The sequence below is a fragment of the Saccharothrix sp. DSM 118769 genome (genome assembly GCF_052936295.1).
The window spans coordinates 4527829-4546393 of record NZ_CP193627.1; the positions used below are offsets into that span (position 1 = coordinate 4527829).

An 18565-nucleotide genomic window follows, 5' to 3' on the forward strand; every position below is an offset into this window, starting at 1 on the left:
ACGATGAGGAAGACGAACACCCTGGCCCGGACGCTGGCGCTGCTGTTCCTGCCGGTGCTCGCCGCGATCTCGCTGGTGACCCCCGCGGGCGCCACGTCGAGCACCCCGGCGCGCTGGCTGACGGTGGCGGCGGACGGCTCCATCTCGGCCGCGGACACCGGCTCCCCCGTCGCGCCGCTGGCGCTGCGGACCTACATCAGCAACGAGACCAACGTCAAGATCGGGGTGTCCCAGTACGACAACTCCCAGGACTACACCCACCTCCTGGCGGCCCACCGGCGCACGGACGACGCCCCCCTCAACTGGGAGCAGGCCGCATCCTTCTACGTCGGTGGCGGGTACTGCCTCGACGTCTGGATCTTCTGGAACGGTTCCTGGCAGTACGGGACCACGGTCAGAGGCTCCCGCGAGTACCTGATCGACCAGAGCGTCATGCGGTGGGCGGTCAAGAACCTCCGGAACTGCTGACGGCCCTGCCCGGCGACACGGGGTGGTCTTCACCGGTGATACCGGGGGAGACCACCCTCCCGTCATGCCCTTGACGAACGACATCCGTTTTGCTGACCCGGCCCGTCATCACCGAGGGACGCCGGATCTCGGTTCGAGGGCCTTGCGACGGAACTCGGATGCGTGCCGCCGGGGCATCATCGATGTCCTCCGGGCAGTTGAAACGAGTGATCACCCAGCAACTCGATTCCGAACGACCAGGGGAGGATCAGTGCGGACCACCCCCGCTCGCGCAGGGAGGACGTACGACATCGAGGTGCCGGGCGGATTCGGCGCGGGACCACCCCTGCTGGCGCAGGGAAGACAGGGTCGGCCGGTTGCTCGCTCATGATGCCGCCGGACCATCCCCGCTCGCGCGGGGAGCACGCGCTGATTCGGCGGAAGAAGTTCGCGCGTGCGGACCATCCCCGCTCGCGCGGGGAGCACACTTCTTGACCAGTGACTTTACAGATCGAGGAGTGCGTTTTCATTCGGTTCGTTCTAGTCTCGTATGTCGGTGAGTGTTGGCATACGCGGCCAGGGCCGACAACATCATGACCACGCCAACCGCCACCGCTTTTTGATCTCTGTATTGGCGTATCTCCAGCGTGACCACCCTGCGCAATTCCGCTGACCCGCCCGCCCGGCAACACCGGTCGACACCACCGAACGCGACCCAGCAGGTGCACGAGCTCGTCCCACAGCTCCGGGTGTACCTGCCGTGGCCGCGCGCGCCGATCGCCAACGCCACCCTGCCGACCCGTCTCCGCCGCCAGCAGGTGGACCCGTGATCTTCCGATTGGCCGCCGATGTGCGGCGCCGGCCGGGGTGGCCACGACTAGCGTTGATCATCTACGCGGAGAGGCGGCGACCATGACAGATCCCTACGGGAACAACGACGACGAGGACGAGGCGAGCAGCGCCAGTTTCGACCGATCCTCGTCCGAGGACGACAGCGTGCCGATCAGCTCTGATTCGGACGACGGGACCAACTCGGAGGAGGAGCCCCAGTTCCAGGAGGCGGCCAGGCGGATCAGGGCGCAGAAGCGGAAGAACTCCGACGACGACAGCGCCCGGCAAGTGAAGCGCGCCAAGAAGGCGGCAGAGGAACAGGAGGACGAGGCCGCCGCCAACACGGAGGCGCAGTCCACGCTGGCGGACACGCAGGGCCGCGGCCGGGTGGTCATCAAGCCCGCCGCGACCACCGTCATGACGCTCGTCCACCTCGTCCCGCCGGCGTACACACCCTTCGCCCTCACGCCGGCCAACCTGCACCCGGGCGGCCAGTCCGTCACCTGCACCCTGGGGCCGGCCGCGTGGCGGTCCACCAACAGCAACGCCCAGTCGACCACCTCGCTCCCCTGCCTCGTCCAGATCAAGGCGGCGCACCCGCTCCGGACCTTCTACGCCGGGCACCTGCTCAACGCCCAGTTCGGCGGGCCGAGCACCAGCACCAACATCACGGCCCTCACCAGCGGCGCGAACACGGCGCAAAAGGCCTTCGACAACCACATCGTCAACGCCCTCGGCCACCTGCAGGCGGTGTACACCGCACTCAACGACGTGGGTGTCGACGTCCTGCTCCTCGGCTACGGGATCCAACTCACCATCGTCATGAGCCCCGTCAAGTGGGCCGGCCTGTCGCCCAACGACTGCATCTCGACCGGGATGACCTGCACGGCGTTGGTCGTCAACCCGCCGAACGTCGACGCCCTCGTCGGCGCCGTTTACCCGACCGGTCAGGGACTGCCTGCCTACTGGAACATCACGAGGCAGGGCATCCTCGACGGCATCCAGGCGGTCCAGGACGAGGTGACCACGGCGAACCTGAACTCCAACATCAACAACACCTGATTTCGCCGTGATCCGGCAGGTCCGCAGCGAACACGACGCCGCGATCCGGCTGTGCGAGCAGGTCGTGGCCGTCTACGTCGAGCAGGATGGAGCCGAGGCCGACCGCGCCGATCCGCTGAATACCCTGGCCTGCTCGCTCGACGCCACCGGCCGGCGCGGCCTCGCCGACGTCTGCCGCGCTGCCGGCCTGTGCGTCAACCCCGGACCTGCCGCCCTGCTGATGGCCGCAGCAGGCTCACCGGGACTGTAAAATGAGTGGCTCCGGCGCACTTTCGGTGGTTACAGTGAGTAGCCAGTCGGTTCGTGATCCTGTGATGGATGCCGATTCCCTTGTGGGGAGGGCATTTCCGGACCATCGGTTCCGGTCGTTGAATGCGCGGCGGAGGCGGTGGCCGCAGTCCACATCCAGGTTGTGGCCGTGCCGTTCGGCACCCGCCGCTGCGATGGCAAAGGCTTCGACAGCACGAAGGCACCTTCCCCGTAAGGGGATCGATCCCCACCGTGAGGTCACGGCCGCGACCGGCTACTCACTGTCACCACTGAAAGTGCGCCAGAGCCACTCGTTTTACAGTCCCGAACGCGGCCGTCCAAGCGGTGGATCAGCTCCGGGTGGATGGAGCTGAGGGATTGCTACCGGGCGGTCTGGTCGTGTCCTTTGAGGTGGCAGCGTGGGCAGGGCACGAGGACCCCGGTTCCGTCGTCGACGTAGCGTTCCTGTGGCGCGGGTCCGTCGCAGTGTTCGCACCACTGCGGCCAGTCGACACGGTCGGGCTTGTGCTCCGTTCCGCGAGACCAGCTGCGTTGTGTGGAAGGAATTGATGTCCGGCGGTGGACCGGCGCGGCGGGCCGGTTGGATGGCGGTAACGTCGACGGGGTCGATGACGGCGTCATGAGGATGGCGTAGCGGTTGCGACGGCGCCCGCCGCCGACTTCGATCGCGATGCGCCCCTGGTCGTGCAGTCGTTTGAGGCGGCGCTGGACGGTGCGTTCGTCGAGTCGGGTTTTGCGGGACAAGTCGGAGATCGAGGGCCAGGCGTTGCGGCCCTGGTCGTCGGCCGAATCGGCGATCGCCAACATCAACAACAGGTCGGTGCCCGCGGCCTCGGCATGCTCCCACACCCAGGTCATCACACGGATGCTCATGTCGAGTCACCGGTGGTACGGGCCGTCGATGACATCACCACCGTTTCCGGGTGCCTTTTCCGCCGCCGGTCGGCCGCCTGTTCCCCGGCGCCTCGGCAGACTCCCGGCAGTGCCTGCGGCACACTGCTCTCGATTTATTGCCGCCATTCGGATCCGCGCCCCCCGGTTCATCTCGGACGGCATCATCACATCAACCGACGAGAATGTCAAAACTTTCAGCACGTGAAACTTTGGGGCGGGATCGGTGAAAGAATTGAAATTTCATAGAATGAAAGCCGTCGAGTCGGCGGGGTGAGCCCGCTGCGCGCCTTGTGCGGCGGATCGCCAAGTTGTCCACACCCCCGGCGGATTGCCACCCCCGGCAGATTGCCACCGGTGGCGCAGCCGTGCCGGGGCTGGGGCGGCAGAGCTGTGCCGGGGCTGGGGTGACACAGCTGTGCCACCCGTTACGTCCTATGACGTCCTATCCCTTGCGTGGCCGGGCCACGCCCTCATCGTCACGTGCGGCGTGGTCGGCGTCCACGAGGGACGCGCGGCGAGCGGTCACCAGCCTTTGAGGTGATAGTCGACCGGCCACTACGAGGGCGGGCCGGGCGGGAACCCGACTGCTTGCCGTGCGGCCTGATCATGCGCGCACGTCGGAAGATGCGGATGCGGCGGTCCGTGCACGACGTTTCGGGAGCCCCGTCCAACGATCCGAGGCGGCGTGGGCACGAATGCCCCGCGCCGATCGCCGGGTGGGACGCGGCCCTCGTGCTGTCGTGTGCCACAAGGGCAGCCTTCCTGTATCTCCGATACCGCAACATCGCCGGTGGTGACGTGAAGAGGAGCAGGCCGCCGGGCAGCTATTCCGGACCATCCGGCTCACGTCTCCGGCCGCAGTGGTGCCGCTCGGGTAGTGCGATGTCCAATTTGCTGACCCGGTCCAGACATGAGATCCGTCGACTGCTCTTACCGGCGCTGATGTCGGCCGCAAAGCAGTGCCAGACGGACGGCGAGGCCATGCTGCTTCACTTGAATGGCGTAGCGCTATGCTGTGGGTGGAACTTCCCGGCCGTGTGAGGTAAGCGCACGCGGGATGTCCATTGAACACATCGATTCGGATTGTGCGGCCCCCGTATTGGTGCCCGTTTTCGAGCTTGAGCGGGCGAAAGCCCATTGGTGCGCAGATGAGAGAACTTCTGATATATGGGATGTTGTCGAAGCGATGCCGGACACGGTGTCCTCGACGATCTTGCGGTAGCGTCCGCCGTCGTCATTGACACGGTCGTTGAGCAGGTCGTCGGGCCGCAGGTTCGCACGGTCGATCGCCGAGGTGGCCCCGACGTCCGCCTGAGCCGGTGTGGGCGCTACCAGCGTGGTCATGCGGTCGAAGGGCTTCGGCTCCGCTGGCAATTCACCTAACCTCGGTTGGGTGTGTAAATTTTTGTCGCAACGCTGGGGGGTGCGGCCGGCGGCGGACGGGTGACGTCGTGGACGTTGCGGCGGGCAGGTGCCCCGGTCGGGGGTACCCGCCCGCCGCTCGGATCAGCAGGTGACGAAGACGCGGTCCGCCCGGTCGTTCTCCCAGCCGGCCAGGTTCGTCTTCCCCCAGGGGCCGACCGAACCCGTGACCGCGCCGTTCTGGTCATCGTCAACGAGCGTGATGCCGTTGCCGTGCGTCCGCACCGACGTCACGAGGTTGCGCACACCACCGTGGTCCCACCACGGGATGTCGTTCCAGCCGCACCCCGGGACCTCCCAACGCCGGCCGGTGCCGTCCAGCCCTTCGTACAGGCACGCCTTGCCCCACGTGCAGGTCTCGTAGCCGGCGACGGAAACGTCACCGCTCGCCGAGAAGTCCCGCCCGTCGGTACCCGATCCGGTGGCCAAGGCCGGCCCGGTAGCCGAACCGATCGCCGCCACCGCGAACGTGGTGGTGGCGATCAACCGCTTGATCGACGTGGTCATTTTCGGAACCGTCCCCTTCGAAGAAGAATTCATGCGGCAGACGGTGCCGGTCCGTGCTGGGCGGGTCCTTGCACTCCTCTTGAACTGCCTGCCGGGGGGCACTAGACAGGAAGGGAGGGTGTGCGGGGCGGGGGACGCGATGGCGGTGCGGTTCCGGTTGTCGGGGGCGGTCGAGGCGGAGGTGGACGGTGTCGGGGTGGACATCGGTCCGGCTCGGCAGCGGTGCGTCCTGGCCGCGCTGGCGATCGACGCCGGCACGGTCGTGCCGGTGGAGCGGGTGGTCGACCGCGTCTGGGGGGATTTCCCCCCGTTACGGGTGCGCGCGTCGCTGCACAGCTACCTGACCCGGTTGCGGCGGGTGCTGGGCGAGGCCGCGCCGATCCGGTACCGGTCCGGCGGGTACGTGTTGGATGTCGATCCCGGGACCGTCGACCTGCACTCGTTTCGCGATCTGGTCACCCGTGCGGGCGAGGGGGTCGGTGACGTCGACGCGTTGTTCGCCCGGGCGTGGCGGTTGTGGCGTGGCGAGCCGTTGGCGGACCTGGACACGCCGTGGGTGCTCCAAGTCCGTGCGGACCTGGAGCGGGTGCGGGTTGCCGCCGAGCTGGACCACACCGAACACCAGTTGCGCCGAGGCCGGCACGCCGGGTTGGTGGCGGGGCTGCTCGGGCGGGTCGAGGAGCGGCCGTTCGACGAAAGGTTGGTGGGGCAGGCGGTGCTCGCGCTGTACCGGTCGGGTCGGCAGGCCGAGGCGCTGGACCAGTACCACCGGCTGCGCGCCCGGCTGGCAGATGGACTGGGCACCGACCCGGGCTTCGCACTCCGAGAGCTGTACCGACGTGTCCTCGCCGGGGAATCCCTGGCCCCGGAGGGGGCTCCTCCCGCGTCGCCCGCGCCTTGCAGGCTGCCGCCCGCGCCCGTGCCGTTCACCGGACGCACCCGTGAGCTGGACGAGTTGACCGCCGGACGGGGGACCGCGGAGGTCCGGGTCGTCATCGGCGTGGGCGGGGTGGGCAAGACGTGGCTCGTGCTCCACTGGGCCCACCGGCACGTCGAGGACTTCCCCGACGGGCTGCTGTTCGTGGACCTGCGCGGGTTCGGCCCCACCGGACGGGCGATGACGCCCGGGGCGGCAGCCCGGGTGCTGCTCGACGCGCTCGGAGCGGACACCGGCGAGCTGCCGGACGATCCCGACGCGCTGACCGCGCTGTACCGCGCCCGGATCTCCGACCGGCGGATGCTGGTCGTGCTGGACAACGCCGCCGACACCGACCAGGTCACCGCGCTGCTGCCCGACGCCGGCGCGTGCACCACGTTGATCACCAGCCGCAACCGGCTGCCCGGGCTCGTCACGCGCCGCGGTGCCCGCCCCGTGCTCCTGGACGTGCTCACCGACACCGAGTCGAGTGCAGTGCTCACGACCGCGCTGACCGCCGCACGCAGGCCCGCCGAGGAACCGGCCGTGGCCGACTTGGTGGAGCTGTGCGGCGGGTTCCCGCTCGCACTGGGCGTGATCGCCGCCCGCATCGCCACCGACCCGCGCCTGCCGCTGTCCGACATCGTCACCGAACTGCGGGAACTCGGCCTGCACGCGCTGGGCTCCGACGACCCGACCGCCGGCCTGCCCACGGTGCTGTCCTGGTCCCTGCACCGCCTCTCCGACCAGCAGGGCACCGTGTTCGCCCTGCTCGGCATCGCCCCCGGCCCCGACATCGACCTTCCCGCCGCCGCCAGCCTCAGCGCCCTGCCGGTGCGGGAGGCGCACGCCGTGCTGCGCGCCCTGGCCGACAGTTCGCTGCTCACCCGTGTTCCAGGCGGCCGCTACACCATGCACGATCTCGTCCGCGCCTACGCCGCCACCGTCGCCCACGACCTGCCCGAGCCGGTGCGCGGGACGGCCTTGTGGCGGGTCGTGGACTTCTACCGGCACACGGCGCACAACGCCGACCGCCTGCTGGACCCCCACCGTCCGCCGCCCCCGCTCGATCCTCCCGGCCCTGGCGCCCACCCGCACCCGCTGCTCGACCACTCGAGCGCACTGGCCTGGATGGACGCGCACCACCCTCACCTGCTGGCCGCTCAGCACACCGCCGTCGCCCAGCGCCATCACCACGCCGTGTGGCACCTGGCCTGGGCCCTGAGCACCTTCCACTGGCGGCGCGGGCACCGCCAGGAGCACTCGGCCGTGTGCCGGGCCGCCGTCGAAGCCTCCGGACACCTGCCCGACCCCGTCGTCCGCATCCTCGCCCACAGGCTCCTCGGCCGCGCCCACGCCGAGTCGGACCGGCACGAGCAGGCCGTCGACCACCTGCAACACGCTCTGGTCCTGGCCGAGCGCCACCACGAACCCGCCCAGCAGGCACACACCCACCACACCCTCGCGTGGGCGTGGCAACGAAGAGGGGACGACCAGCGTGCCCTCGAACACGCCCGCCGCGCCCTGGACCTGTCCCGCACCCTCGACAACCCGATCGGGGAGGCGAACGCGCTCAACGCGGTGGGGTGGTTCGCCGCCCGCCGCGGCGATCACGACACCGCCCGCGCCCACTGCCGCGCCGCCCTCGCCCTGCAACGCCGTCACCGCTACCCCGAAGGCGAAGCCGACACGCTGGACAGCCTCGGCTGGATCGAGCACGCAGGCGGCCGACACCACCAGGCCGTCCAGCACTACCGTCACGCGCTCGTCCTCTTCCGCGCCCTCGGCAACACCACCCGCAGTGCCGACACCCTCGACAGCCTCGCCCACGCCCATGTCGCCCTGGGGCAGCACGACCAAGCGCGCGCGACGTGGCAGGAAGCCCTGGAGCTGTACCGGGCACAGGGGCGCGACGAGGCCACCCGAGTGCAACAGCGCCTCAACGGAATCGGCACCCGCCACCAGCCGCCCCACGACACCGGCCCCACCGGCTGACCGACCAGGTCGAACACGTCGGCGTCGCGGCTCCGGGCCGTGTCGTGCCCGGTGCCCAGGGCCGCGACGCGCCGGTCGAAGTGCTGCTACGCGTCATTTCCCGGTACCGTCGCGGACCGGTTGTTCGTCTGGTGGATCTCGGGTCGCAACGCCGTCCGCTTGGGGACAGCCCGGCCTCGGCGCATTCGTTCCAGCACGTGGATCGCGCTCTCGGCGAGCCGGCGCGAGTCCTGGACCACGGTGGCGCGCAGCGGACCGGTGCCGCTGTCGATCAACGCGAGGACCTCGGGTGCCCCGTCCACGCCGATGACCACGGTGTCCGCGGTCGCGGGGGAGTGGATGCCGCGCAACGCGTCCACCGCGCCGAGCGCCATCTCGTCGTCGGTGCAGAACACGGCGTCGAGCCGGCCGCCCCGGGCATCGAGTTCGCGCACGTGGGCCTGCACGGTCTCCCGTGCCCGGGACCGCTGGAACGCGCAGCCGTCGTCCACCACGACGGAGACGCCGTCCACGCGGTCGCGCAGCACCTCCTCGCAGCACCGCTGCCGGTCCACCTGCTCCGGGCCCGCGACGATCAGGACGTGGGGGTGGCGGACGTCGTGCCGCGTGAGGTGGTTCGCGAGCCACTGACCGGCGAGCACGCCTATGTCGGTGGGGAGGTAGCCGACGAACGCCGTGTCGGGCGGGTAGTCGGTTTCGTCGTCGAACGGTTCGATGTCGACGAAGACGACCGGTGCCGCGAAGTCGGCGCAGAACTCGACGAGTTCCGGCCGCAGCCGGTGGACCTCGGTGGCGACCACGAGTCCCCCGAGGTACTCGCGCCGGGAGCGGGCCAGGTGCCGCAGGTGGTGTGCCTGCGCGGCGGCGTCGTAGTCGTGTTCGGGTGCTTTGAGCACCAGGTCGAGTCCGCCGCGGTTGAGCGTGCCGTGCACGTGCTGCATCAGCTCGACGATCCAGGGCTTCCGGCTGAACGCCGACGTCACCAGGAACACCCGCCGGCCGCGCCGGAGCGGCAGTGCGGTCACCGCGCCCGCCACGGCCGCCAGGAGCGTCACCCACAGGGGGACGGCGAGGGTCAGCAGCCCGTTGAGCAGCAGGACGAGCCCGCCGACGGCCACCGCGCCCGCGAGGAGGACCGCGCCCGCCGGGCGCGGCGACAGGTGCACGCCCCGCCGGTAGGTGATGCGGACGTCCCGCCCGGCCTGCACGACGGAGCTCCCGGAGGACGCTTTCGCCACCTGGTCGCCCGGCCGGTCCGCCGGCCTCTCCTCGCGCACGCCGCGATGGTCGCGCACCGCGCGCCGCGGTGATCGTCAATCCGGCGCGATTGCCCAACTTGGCGCAACGCGTCGGCGAGGGTGTTGACGAGCGGCGGTGGTGAGGCGATCGAGGTGCTCCGCCTCCGCAACGCCTACTCGCCCTCGCAGCACGCTCGGTCGAACCCGTGCGTCCGAAGATCGCGAGAGAAGTGTGTTCCGGGCGAGAGGAGGGCCATTGGCGCGGACCATCCCCGCTCGCGCGGGGAGCACGCGGGCGGCGCCGTGTTCACCAGCTCGGTGAGGACCATCCCCGCTCGCGCGGGGAGCACCGCATGGAGTTCAGTCCTCCGTGTCAGGGGCCGGGACCATCCACGCTCGCGCGGGGAGCACCAGTCCTGGGCGGTCTGGAGCAGGGCTTCGCCCGGACCATCCCCGCTCGCGGGTAGCACGTGGTGCAGCAGCCGCTCGGCGCTGACCGGGCGGGACCATCCCCGCTCGCGCGGGGAGCACTCCGGCTGGAGCCGCCGCGCTTCCGCGAGGTGGGGACCATCCCCGCTCGCGCGGGGAGCACCGGGACAGCGCGTCCCGTTCGGAGCGGAGCACGGGACCATCCCCGCTCGCGCGGGGAGCACCCGCGTGGCACGCGCTCGACGATCCGGTCGCGGGGACCATCCCCGCTCGCGCGGGGAGCACGCGCGCTCGTCGGCGCGCACGTGGACCGGGGTCGGACCATCCCCGCTCGCGCGGGGAGCACTGGGCCTCGCCCTCCGCCGCCTCGATGCGCACGGGACCATCCCCGCTCGCGCGGGGAGCACCCGAGTGATCGTGACCAGTAGGACCGCGTTTCGGGACCATCCCCGCTCGCGCGGGGAGCACAGCGAGATCCGCAAGACGTACGTGCGGTGGCGCGGACCATCCCCGCTCGCGCGGGGAGCACATGGAAGAGGACTCCCTCATCCCGTTCGTGCCGGGACCATCCCCGCTCGCGCGGGGAGCACCATGGTCTGCGCCTCGTTCGTCATGCCCGTTCCCGGACCATCCCCGCTCGCGCGGGGAGCACATGGGTGATCTTTCATGATCTTCCCGGAGGGGTGGACCATCCCCGCTCGCGCGGGGAGCACCTGGTCGCCGCCATCGGCATGTCCGACCAGGAGGGACCATCCCCGCTCGCGCGGGGAGCACAAGGTGCTGGTCAGGCCGGTTCGTCGGCGGGGACGGACCATCCCCGCTCGCGCGGGGAGCACCATGCTGCCCAACCTCCGCGCGATGAAGACCGCGGGACCATCCCCGCTCGCGCGGGGAGCACCAGCTGTTCGCCTTCGAGGACCTGGCGCAGCTCGGACCATCCCCGCTCGCGCGGGGAGCACATGCTGCGGCGCAGGGTGGACTGCAGCGGCGCCGGACCATCCCCGCTCGCGCGGGGAGCACTCCCTAAACGCTTCGATCAGACCGCCGCCATCCGGACCATCCCCGCTCGCGCGGGGAGCACGGGGGTGAGGACAAGGGCCACGGGTCAGTCCTCGGACCATCCCCGCTCGCGCGGGGAGCACGGGGCCGTCCCGCGCGCCCAGTACGCCCAGGAGGGACCATCCCCGCTCGCGCGGGGAGCACCCAGTCGGAGCCGTTCAGGCACTCGGGGTGGACCGGACCATCCCCGCTCGCGCGGGGAGCACACTTCTTGACCAGTGAACCTTTTTCATCCTGCGTTGGCCTCGTAGTTCTGTAGGACGTGGATGGCTTTGACCAGGCGGCCGGCGCGGTAGGGGCAGCTGCGTAGTTTGCGCAGGACGCGCCAGGTCTTGAGTTGCGCGTTGGCGCGTTCGCCCGGTCCGCGCAGGCGGGCGTGGGCGCGGTTGGCGTCCTTCTGCGAGTCGGGCTTGTTGCGGCCCTTGTACGGGGTGATCACATGGTGGCCGGTCTCGTCGTAGCCGTGGTAGCCCTTGTCGTCCAGGGCGATCAACCCTGCCTCGCGCAGCGCGGCGAGAATCTGCCAGATCCGGGCGGCGGCGGTGTCGTGCGTGCTGCCGGGCAGTTGGCCCGACACCCACAGGATCGTGCCGTCCGGCGAGGCGATCACCTGCAGGTTCACCCCGTGCATGCGGTGTTTGCCCGAGTAGAAGGGACGGTCGGCGGCGACCCGGTCGATCGGGATCAGCGTGCCGTCGACGATCACGTAGGCCAGGCCCCGACGCTTCGCCGTGCGCAGCGCCTCGCGCAGTTTCGGGGCCCGCGCCGCCAGGAGTTCGACGGTCTCGTTGACGTAGCGCCAGGCCGTCGCGGTGGAGACGCCGAACCCGGCGCCGATCTCGGCGAAGGTCTCGCCCTTGCGCAGGTATACCAGCACCAGCAGGGCCTGCTGCCCCGGATCGAGCCTGCGCCACACCGATCCGGACTGTCGGCGGTGGGCGCGGACCAGACCGGAGACGAAGGTCAGGGTCCGATGTGACAACGGCAGCGCGGCACGGTAGAACAGCATGTGAAGCCTTCGGTACAACAGGACTGATCTTGGTCGACAGTCCTCCTACCGAGGGCTTCATCCCGTTGCGGCACCGACACGCCGACGATCGCCGGTTTGTGGCCCACATCCCTTGCCTGCCAACGCATCCCTACCAGGATGAAAAACGTTCAGTGACTTTACAGCCCGAGGAGTGCGTTTTCATTCGGTTCGTTCTGGTCTCGTATACCCGTAGTCGCGCGATGTCATCGGCTAACGAGAAGCTGACTGTGTACGACGTATCCGCGGCCAGCTGATCGGTTGTCAGGACCCGAGCAAGATCGGGCATTGTCCCCACCTGATGCCCGGCTTGCCGTGAGGTGCCGGTGGTGCGGGGTAGTTCGATCCACCACAAGCCTATGCGCCGGTTATGCGATCAGGAGGAAACGGTCCCAGCCGGTGTTGCTGCGGGAATCCGTGACGGTGTGCAGGGCCAGCGCGAGGCCGGTGATGCCGTCGAGAAGTCCTGATGGGATGCCGGTTGTTCGGTCCTGGGGAGTTTGGCGTGCCAGGTAGGCGGCGAGTGCGTCGGCCAGGTGGTGGGTGGTGGCGTCGTCGGCTGCGCGTCGAAGGGTGTGGAGGAATCCGCCGAGGCCGTGGCACAGGCCGGGTCCGGTGATGCGGCTGGTCTGGGCGGAGTCGCGCAGGCAGTTGAGGAGTGCTGTTTCGGCGAAGTACCGGCGTGGGGTGTCGTGGGTGGCGATGGCGGCGAGTTGTTGGGCGCGGGCGATGCCGGGTGTGCCGTAGCACCAGGAGGGGCGGTGTGGACCCGGGTGGTGGAGACGGCCGGTGCGGTGTTCGGAGAGGGTGAGGATTTCGGGCCAGTAAGGGCCGGTGCCCCCGTCTTGGCGCCAGGTGTCGAACCAGGTGCAGATGCGGTGGATGGCGTCGAGGTGGCCGTCGACGAGGACGCCGCGGCGGGCGGCGAGGGCGAGTAGGGCCAGCGGGCCGGTGATGCCGTGGGCCATGCCGAGGTTGGCATGGCCGTCAGGGTGATGTTCGGGGTGTCGGCGGTCGGGGCCGTGGTGGGTCCACCAACCGGGCAGGTCGTCGTCGGGGGTGAGTGGGTAGGTCAGGCGGACGAGGTAGTTCAGGACGTCGGCGGTGACGGGGTGGTGGGGGTGGCGGCGTAGGTGGTGGGCGCCCAAGCCGGTGAGGCCGCGCAGCACGTCGTACTCGGCGAAGCCGGGGCGCTGTCGACTGTCGATGCGGTGGTGGGCGGCGTCGAGGCGTCGCCGGGTGAGGTCGAGTACGACGGTGTCGAGGCTGTCCAGGGCGCGTGCGTAGGCGCCGGGGGTGGTCAGGGCGGCGGTGTGCAGGGCGAAGGCGAGGGCGGGTGCGCCGTGGAACAGACTGCTCTGCTCATCAGCTGTGACCCCGCCGGCGGCGGCGTGGGCCAGCCAGGCGCGGGCAGTGGCAGGGTCGCCGTGGCCGCTGTGGGCGCGGGCGAGGTGCAGCAGGGCGATGCCCGCGGCGCCGTCGGCCAGCGACGAGGCGTCCGTCGAGTTAGTCGTGCCGGCGGCGGGCCGCCCGGTGGGATCGGTGAGCTGGTCGGCGACGTCGGCGGCCAGCGCCGCCAGCGGTTCGGGAACGACCAGGCGGTGCTCCTGGGGCGGCGCGTGCGGTGGCGGAGACGCGGTGGGTGCGGTGCTCACACGGTGTTCCCGGTGCGGATGTGGTGGCCCAGGGCGACGGCGCGGGCCAGGCGGTGGGCGAGGCGTTCGGCATCGCGATCCAGGCCGAGGCTGCGCACGCAGTGCAGGTGCAGCAGAGCGGGCAGGACGGCGTCGGGGTCGACGCCGGCGCTGCGACGCAGGGTGGCGTACGCGGTCAGGGCGTGTCGCCGGCGGTCGCCGACGAGGTCGTCGTCGTGGCGGGTTGGTGGGGTGGGTGTCGTCGTGGGGTGGCCGAGGCTGGAGCCGGCCAGTGCGCGTGCGCGTCCCAGGGTGGTGCGGGGCAGGGGCGGGGTGGTGGTGTGGTCGAGGTGGTCGATCAACCAGCGGGTGGCGGTCGTGGTGTCGCCGAGGAAGGTCACGGCCAGGTCGATCAGGGCGGCGGCGACGGCCGCGTCCCGTTCGACTCCGGTGGTGGTGTGGTGCAGGACGTAGGCGGAGTCGGCGACGAACACCGCTTCGGCGGCGGTCAGCAGCGCGCCGTCGCCGAACCGTCCGACCTCGGGCAGGTAGGTGTCGAGCTGCATCCGGCCGGTCAGACCGCGGTGGCGCAGGTCGGCGCTCCAGCGCCCTACCCGGATCAGCGCGTGTGCCTGCCAGTCCGTGTCGGGTGTGTCCGTGGTGGGTGAGGTGGCGGGGGCCAGGCGCAGCCGGAGGTGGTCGTCGGGATCGCGGTAGGGCAGGAACCACCAGTGCGGTGCAGTGGGCCAGGAGGCGAGTAGGTCGGGTAGGTGGTCGCGCAGGATGGTGTGGTGTCGGTCGGGGTGGGCGTAGAGCTTGAGGTAGAGCCACCGGCCGTGGCCGGGCAGGTGGGCGTGGTCGCGTCGGGTGACCGCCGTGCCGCGCAGCCGTGGCGCGGGCACGGGCACGGGCGGGGTGTCGCGGGCCAGGGGCACGACGATCTCGTGCATGCGGCCCTTGATCCAGGCCAGTTCCCTGGTGGAGGGCGCCTCGGTCAGGGTGAGGCTGTCGCGACGGCGCAGGTCGGCGCGCAGCAGCCGTAGATGGTGTTCGTCGGCCAGGGTCAGGCGCAGTTGTCGGTCGCCGGTGCCGACCAGGACCGTGTCGGGCACGTGGTTGCGGTCGCGCCAGGCGTCGACGGCGCCGGCCCACCGGGTGAACGGCTCCTCGGGGCAGGGGAGGTCTGTGGTGGTGAGCTTCCAGCGGGCCGGGGACAGGATGGTGCGGCCGTGGCGGACGCGGGGCAGGAACGGCAGGTGACGCGCCGCTCCCCACGCGAACGGGCCGGGCAGCGCGGTCTGTCCTGCTTCCAGGTCGCACAGCAGCCGCGCGAGCGGGTGGGCGCGGCGGGTGAGTTCGACCGCGCTGAGCAGGTGCGGATGCACGGCACGGCGCCGGGACAGCGAGATCAGGTGCAGGCGGCGGCTGTCGCCGTGCAGCGCGAGATCGGTCACGGGCACCTGGTACGGCTCGGAGTCGTCCGCGCCGGAAGGCGGGTGTTCGCCCAGGTGCAGGACGTGGGGCAGGACTGCGGGAGTGCGGGCGATGTCGTGGGTGCTCGCGTACAGCGGCGGGCAGGACAGCTGCACGGGCAGGGCGTCGGCGACCGTGGTCGGCAGGGCCCGGTAGGCGGCGGTCATGCGGTCGAGGTCGGCGGGGTCGAGCAGGTCCAGGAAGCGGCCGGTCATCGTGGCGGCGGCGCGCGAGGCGGTGAACACGACCAGCCGGAACTCACCTCGCGTCATGGTGTCGTGCTCGGTGGCGTGCACCCGGAATCCCAACTCCAGGTGCGCGGGCGGGGGTGCCGACGACCCGGTCGGTTCGCCTGCCAGGTGGGTGAGGGTGTCGGCGTCGAGGACGATCTCGGTGGCCTGGTCGCGGGCGGCGGTCCAGGCCAGGGCCAGCGACCGCGCTTCGCGGTCTCCCCGCGCCGGCGCGGTCGAGGCGTTGACGTGGGTGTCGCGGTAGCCGTTGGGCCACCCCAGGCCCGCCTCGGTGTCGATCACCTCGGTCAGCGGCACCACCGCGCCGGGGCCGTAGCGTTCGAGGAAGGCGTGGTGGTAGGCGCGCAGGTGCGATGAACCGGGTAACGCGAGGCGGGTGAGCGTAGTGGCTGCGGTCTCGGCTTCCCGTGCGACGATGTCGGGCAGGACCAGCGTGCCGTCGAACCGCAGGTCGATCCCGAGCGGCCGGGATACCGGGGTCAGGCGCCGCATCCGCTCGGCGATCACCACCGTGCCCTGGGGCCGGGGCCGGGGGCGGGTATCGGGGTGGTCGAGGTCGGCTCGGATGAGGCGGTGGACGGCGCGCAGCTCGTCGACCAGGCCGGTGATGGTGTCGACGGTGTGGGCGTCGTAGGCGGTCAGTCGGTCGAGGAGGTGGCCGAGCGGGTCGGTGACGGTCATCGGTGCGCGCAGGTCGGTGCGCAGGATGCCCGTGCCGACCAGGCTGGAGAGCAGAGCGGTGATCCGGGCCGGGTCGGTGCCGGGGAACTTCTCGCCTACTGCGGAGAACAACCGTTCGGCCCGGATGGGTGTCGCAGCGAGCCGGTGCACCAGGCGCACCGCGGCGGTGCGGCGGACGCTGACTTCGGCCGCGGGCTCGACCTCCTGGCCGTCCCGTTCCGGGGCTGCTCGCGTCGACGCATCGGATGCCGGTCGGCGGGTGCGGTGGCGCGCGTGCGGCAGGATCAGGCGGTCGTCGCGGATGAACACCGTGTTGTCGAGCACCACGCTGGTCCGTCGCACCAGCGCCGGCGTGTCCTCCAGTATCTGCAGGGCCGCGTCGAGCCACTCGGTGGCGATGCGGAGGGTGGGTCGTGCCGTGTCGAGGTCGGGTAGGCGGTGTTCGGGGCCGAAGCGCGCGGGGGCGATACCGGCGAACAGGCCGAGCGGGGTGGCACGGGTCATGCGGGAGCGGTAACGCAGCACGGCCTCGCCCAGCCGCCGGTAGCGGGCGGGGCGAAGCCGTGCCCCGGCGACGACTTTGGCGAGCTGGTCGGCCAGCGACGGGCTGACCAGCTCGACGGCGGCGACGAGGTCGACGTCGTCGGCGACGTGCCGCGCCCACCGTTGCCACACCGGCGGGTCGGCGTCGGGCGGCGGTGGGCCGGTGTCGAGGTGCCGGTCCGCGGCCCGGACGGCGACGCGCACCGTGGCGGCGTCGACGACCCGGAACCTCGGCTCCGGTGTGGTGGTGGGCGCGGGCACGGTCAGTCGCCGTCGGTGCAGCTGTTGGAACAGGCGCTTTCGCAGGTGTGCCCGCAGCCGTCGTCGCTGTGACAGTTGGTGCCGGAGTTCCACACCTGGCCGGGCTGTGCCGTGGTCCGGGCGGGCACGACCTCGATGTCGAGGTCGAACGGGTCGGCGACGTCGGTGGTGACCGACGGGGCGGACAGGGTCATCGTCATGGGCTTTCCCCTTTCGTTCAGCCGCGTGTGGCGGCGGCGTGGTCGGGTCCGGTGGGCCAGGTGACGACCACGCGGGTGTGGCGGCGGTTCATGACGAACCCGGTGGGCACTGCCTCATCCGAAGTCGCGGCGGGGAAGACGGTGATGCGGGCGCGGTAGCCGCTGCGCCGATGTTCCCGGTCCCAGGCGCGGATGTCGGCAACGAACTGGTCGGCCAACTCGTGGGCGTCGGGGCCGTGGGCGAATACACCGAACTCGGCGCGGTCGGTGTCGGGGACACGGCGGGCGAGCCGGTAGGCGAAGCTGGTGTCGTTGTAGCGCGTCGGCGCACCCCACAACGCCCACCTGCTCACCAGCTTGGCCTCGACCGCAGGCTTGAGCGCTTGGAGCATCCCGAAGTGACCGGGGCTGGTGGCCAGGAACAGGTCCAGGTCGTCGAAGGGCTCCGTACCGCTGACCTCCACACTCGACCACGCTTCGGTCCGGGGGCCGCGCAGCGCCTCGGCCAGCGACGCCGCATCGGTGTCGGCCGGGCCGTCGATACGCAGGCCGACCTCGTCGCCGTCGGCGAGGGACAGGAAGGTCTCCTCGTGCGCGCCCAGGCCCTGCATCGCCACGAACCCGGCCCGCTGGTGGCCGCGGTCGACCAGGCGGCCCCCGGTCTTCTCCAGCGCCACGGTGCGGGTGGTGCCGCGCATCAGCAGCGGCAGCACGATCCGGCCGCCCTCGACCAGCTGCTCCCACCAGGCGGGCGGCAGGTCCCAGGCGCCGACGGTGACGATGATGCGGTCGAAGGGCTCCTCGTCGGGGATGGGGTGTTCGGCGTCGCCGTGCACCACCCGCACCCGCGGGTAGTCGGCTTCGGCGAGCAGGCGCCGGGCGCGCTCGACAATGTCGGGGTCGATGTCGACCGACACCACGTGCCCGGTCGGGCCGACGAGGTGGGAGAGCAGGGCGGCGTTGTAGCCGCCGGACCCGATCTCCAGCACCCGCATGCCGGGGCGCAGCTCGGCCTGCTCTAGCATCGCCGCCTGGATCGAGGGCGCGGAGACGCTGCTCAGCGCCGTGCCGTCGGGGCCGCGTTTGGTCACCACGGCCTTGGTGGCCGCATACGCCTGCTCCGGCGTGGCTTCCGGGGCGAACAGGTGTCGTGGGACTGCGGCGAACGCCTCGGCCACCGCGCGGGTGCGCAACGCCTTGAGCGTCCACAGTTCGTCGAGCATCTCTCGGCGCAGGTCGTCCGGGCTTGCGGCGGTGTCGTCGGGCATGGTCATCGGCGTGCCGTCCGTGTGGGGCCGGTCCACGTCGCCATCGGTGCAGTGGTCTGCGGTGTCGTCGGGTGGTTGGTCGTGTGGGTCCTCACGGGGCGACACTCCTTGGGGCGTTGATGGTCAGGGTCGGGGGGCGCGTTGCAGGGGGACGGTC

Annotated in this window: 14 protein-coding genes and 1 CRISPR repeat array; of the genes, 5 read left to right on the forward strand and 9 right to left on the reverse strand. The window is 71.0% G+C overall.

From position 1 onward, the window contains the following. The first annotated feature begins 3 nt into the window (after positions 1-3). From ACRAKJ_RS19675 to ACRAKJ_RS19690, 4 genes are all read left to right on the forward strand, one after another. On the forward strand, positions 4-468 hold the full coding sequence (locus ACRAKJ_RS19675; protein WP_438920341.1) for a hypothetical protein: 465 nt from the start codon (positions 4-6) through the stop codon (positions 466-468). A gap of 626 nt (positions 469-1094) precedes the next feature. Further along, positions 1095-1277 (forward strand): hypothetical protein, encoded by a 183-nt coding sequence (locus ACRAKJ_RS19680; protein ID WP_438920342.1) that lies wholly within the window; start codon positions 1095-1097, stop codon positions 1275-1277. Between the two features lie 82 nt (positions 1278-1359). Beyond that, positions 1360-2340, forward strand: coding sequence for a hypothetical protein (locus ACRAKJ_RS19685; protein ID WP_438920343.1), 981 nt, complete (start codon positions 1360-1362; stop codon positions 2338-2340). 7 nt (positions 2341-2347) lie between these two features. Further along, positions 2348-2590, forward strand: a complete 243-nt coding sequence (locus ACRAKJ_RS19690) for a hypothetical protein (protein WP_438920344.1) — start codon at positions 2348-2350, stop codon at positions 2588-2590. A 380-nt stretch (positions 2591-2970) separates the two neighbouring features. Here the strand turns inward: ACRAKJ_RS19690 and ACRAKJ_RS19695 are convergent, their stop codons facing one another. The 3 genes from ACRAKJ_RS19695 to ACRAKJ_RS19705 form a co-directional block, all read right to left on the reverse strand. Then, positions 2971-3468 carry a helix-turn-helix domain-containing protein gene (locus tag ACRAKJ_RS19695; protein ID WP_438920345.1) on the reverse strand — a complete coding sequence of 166 codons (498 nt, stop codon included), beginning with the start codon at positions 3466-3468 and terminating at the stop codon, positions 2971-2973. A 1044-nt stretch (positions 3469-4512) separates the two neighbouring features. Beyond that, positions 4513-4848, reverse strand: coding sequence for a hypothetical protein (locus ACRAKJ_RS19700; protein WP_438920346.1), 336 nt, complete (start codon positions 4846-4848; stop codon positions 4513-4515). A gap of 162 nt (positions 4849-5010) precedes the next feature. Continuing rightward, positions 5011-5433, reverse strand: coding sequence for a hypothetical protein (locus tag ACRAKJ_RS19705; protein ID WP_438920347.1), 423 nt, complete (start codon positions 5431-5433; stop codon positions 5011-5013). 139 nt (positions 5434-5572) lie between these two features. On the opposite strand from ACRAKJ_RS19705, the gene ACRAKJ_RS19710 reads away from it, so the two are divergent. Further along, positions 5573-8344: a BTAD domain-containing putative transcriptional regulator gene (locus tag ACRAKJ_RS19710; protein ID WP_438920348.1), complete on the forward strand. Its 2772-nt coding sequence runs from the start codon at positions 5573-5575 to the stop codon at positions 8342-8344. A gap of 86 nt (positions 8345-8430) precedes the next feature. Here the strand turns inward: ACRAKJ_RS19710 and ACRAKJ_RS19715 are convergent, their stop codons facing one another. From ACRAKJ_RS19715 to fxlM, 6 genes are all read right to left on the reverse strand, one after another. Next, entirely contained in the window at positions 8431-9621 is a 1191-nt protein-coding gene (locus ACRAKJ_RS19715) for a substrate-binding domain-containing protein (protein ID WP_438920349.1), read from the reverse strand. Between the two features lie 464 nt (positions 9622-10085). Beyond that, a CRISPR array of direct repeats spans positions 10086-11276; the repeat unit is 28 nt; unit sequence GGACCATCCCCGCTCGCGCGGGGAGCAC. A 23-nt stretch (positions 11277-11299) separates the two neighbouring features. Further along, the gene (locus ACRAKJ_RS19720) at positions 11300-12079 is read right to left on the reverse strand and encodes a transposase family protein (protein WP_438920350.1); all 780 of its coding nucleotides are present in this window, start codon (positions 12077-12079) and stop codon (positions 11300-11302) included. A 386-nt stretch (positions 12080-12465) separates the two neighbouring features. Further along, on the reverse strand, positions 12466-13752 hold the full coding sequence (locus ACRAKJ_RS19725; protein WP_438920351.1) for a lanthionine synthetase LanC family protein: 1287 nt from the start codon (positions 13750-13752) through the stop codon (positions 12466-12468). Then, positions 13749-16940, reverse strand: a complete 3192-nt coding sequence (locus tag ACRAKJ_RS19730; protein WP_438920352.1) for a lantibiotic dehydratase — start codon at positions 16938-16940, stop codon at positions 13749-13751. Before ACRAKJ_RS19730 ends, ACRAKJ_RS19725 begins: the two co-directional genes overlap by 4 nt. Positions 16941-16942: 2 nt before the next feature. Continuing rightward, positions 16943-17140, reverse strand: a complete 198-nt coding sequence (gene fxlA / locus ACRAKJ_RS19735; protein ID WP_438920353.1) for an FxLD family lanthipeptide — start codon at positions 17138-17140, stop codon at positions 16943-16945. A gap of 17 nt (positions 17141-17157) precedes the next feature. Next, the gene (gene fxlM, locus ACRAKJ_RS19740) at positions 17158-18444 is read right to left on the reverse strand and encodes a methyltransferase, FxLD system (protein WP_438920354.1); all 1287 of its coding nucleotides are present in this window, start codon (positions 18442-18444) and stop codon (positions 17158-17160) included. Positions 18445-18565: the final 121 nt, after the last annotated feature.

Excerpts from the sequence above, each read along its gene's own strand:
- ACRAKJ_RS19675 (WP_438920341.1), top strand. The coding sequence starts at position 4 with ATGAGGAAGACGAACACCCTGGCCCGGACGCTGGCGCTGCTGTTCCTG.
- ACRAKJ_RS19685 (WP_438920343.1), top strand. The coding sequence starts at position 1,360 with ATGACAGATCCCTACGGGAACAACGACGACGAGGACGAGGCGAGCAGC.
- ACRAKJ_RS19695 (WP_438920345.1), bottom strand. The coding sequence starts at position 3,468 with ATGACCTGGGTGTGGGAGCATGCCGAGGCCGCGGGCACCGACCTGTTG.
- ACRAKJ_RS19700 (WP_438920346.1), bottom strand. The coding sequence starts at position 4,848 with ATGACCACGCTGGTAGCGCCCACACCGGCTCAGGCGGACGTCGGGGCC.
- ACRAKJ_RS19705 (WP_438920347.1), bottom strand. The coding sequence starts at position 5,433 with ATGACCACGTCGATCAAGCGGTTGATCGCCACCACCACGTTCGCGGTG.
- ACRAKJ_RS19710 (WP_438920348.1), top strand. The coding sequence starts at position 5,573 with ATGGCGGTGCGGTTCCGGTTGTCGGGGGCGGTCGAGGCGGAGGTGGAC.
- ACRAKJ_RS19720 (WP_438920350.1), bottom strand. The coding sequence starts at position 12,079 with ATGCTGTTCTACCGTGCCGCGCTGCCGTTGTCACATCGGACCCTGACC.
- fxlA (WP_438920353.1), bottom strand. The coding sequence starts at position 17,140 with ATGACGATGACCCTGTCCGCCCCGTCGGTCACCACCGACGTCGCCGAC.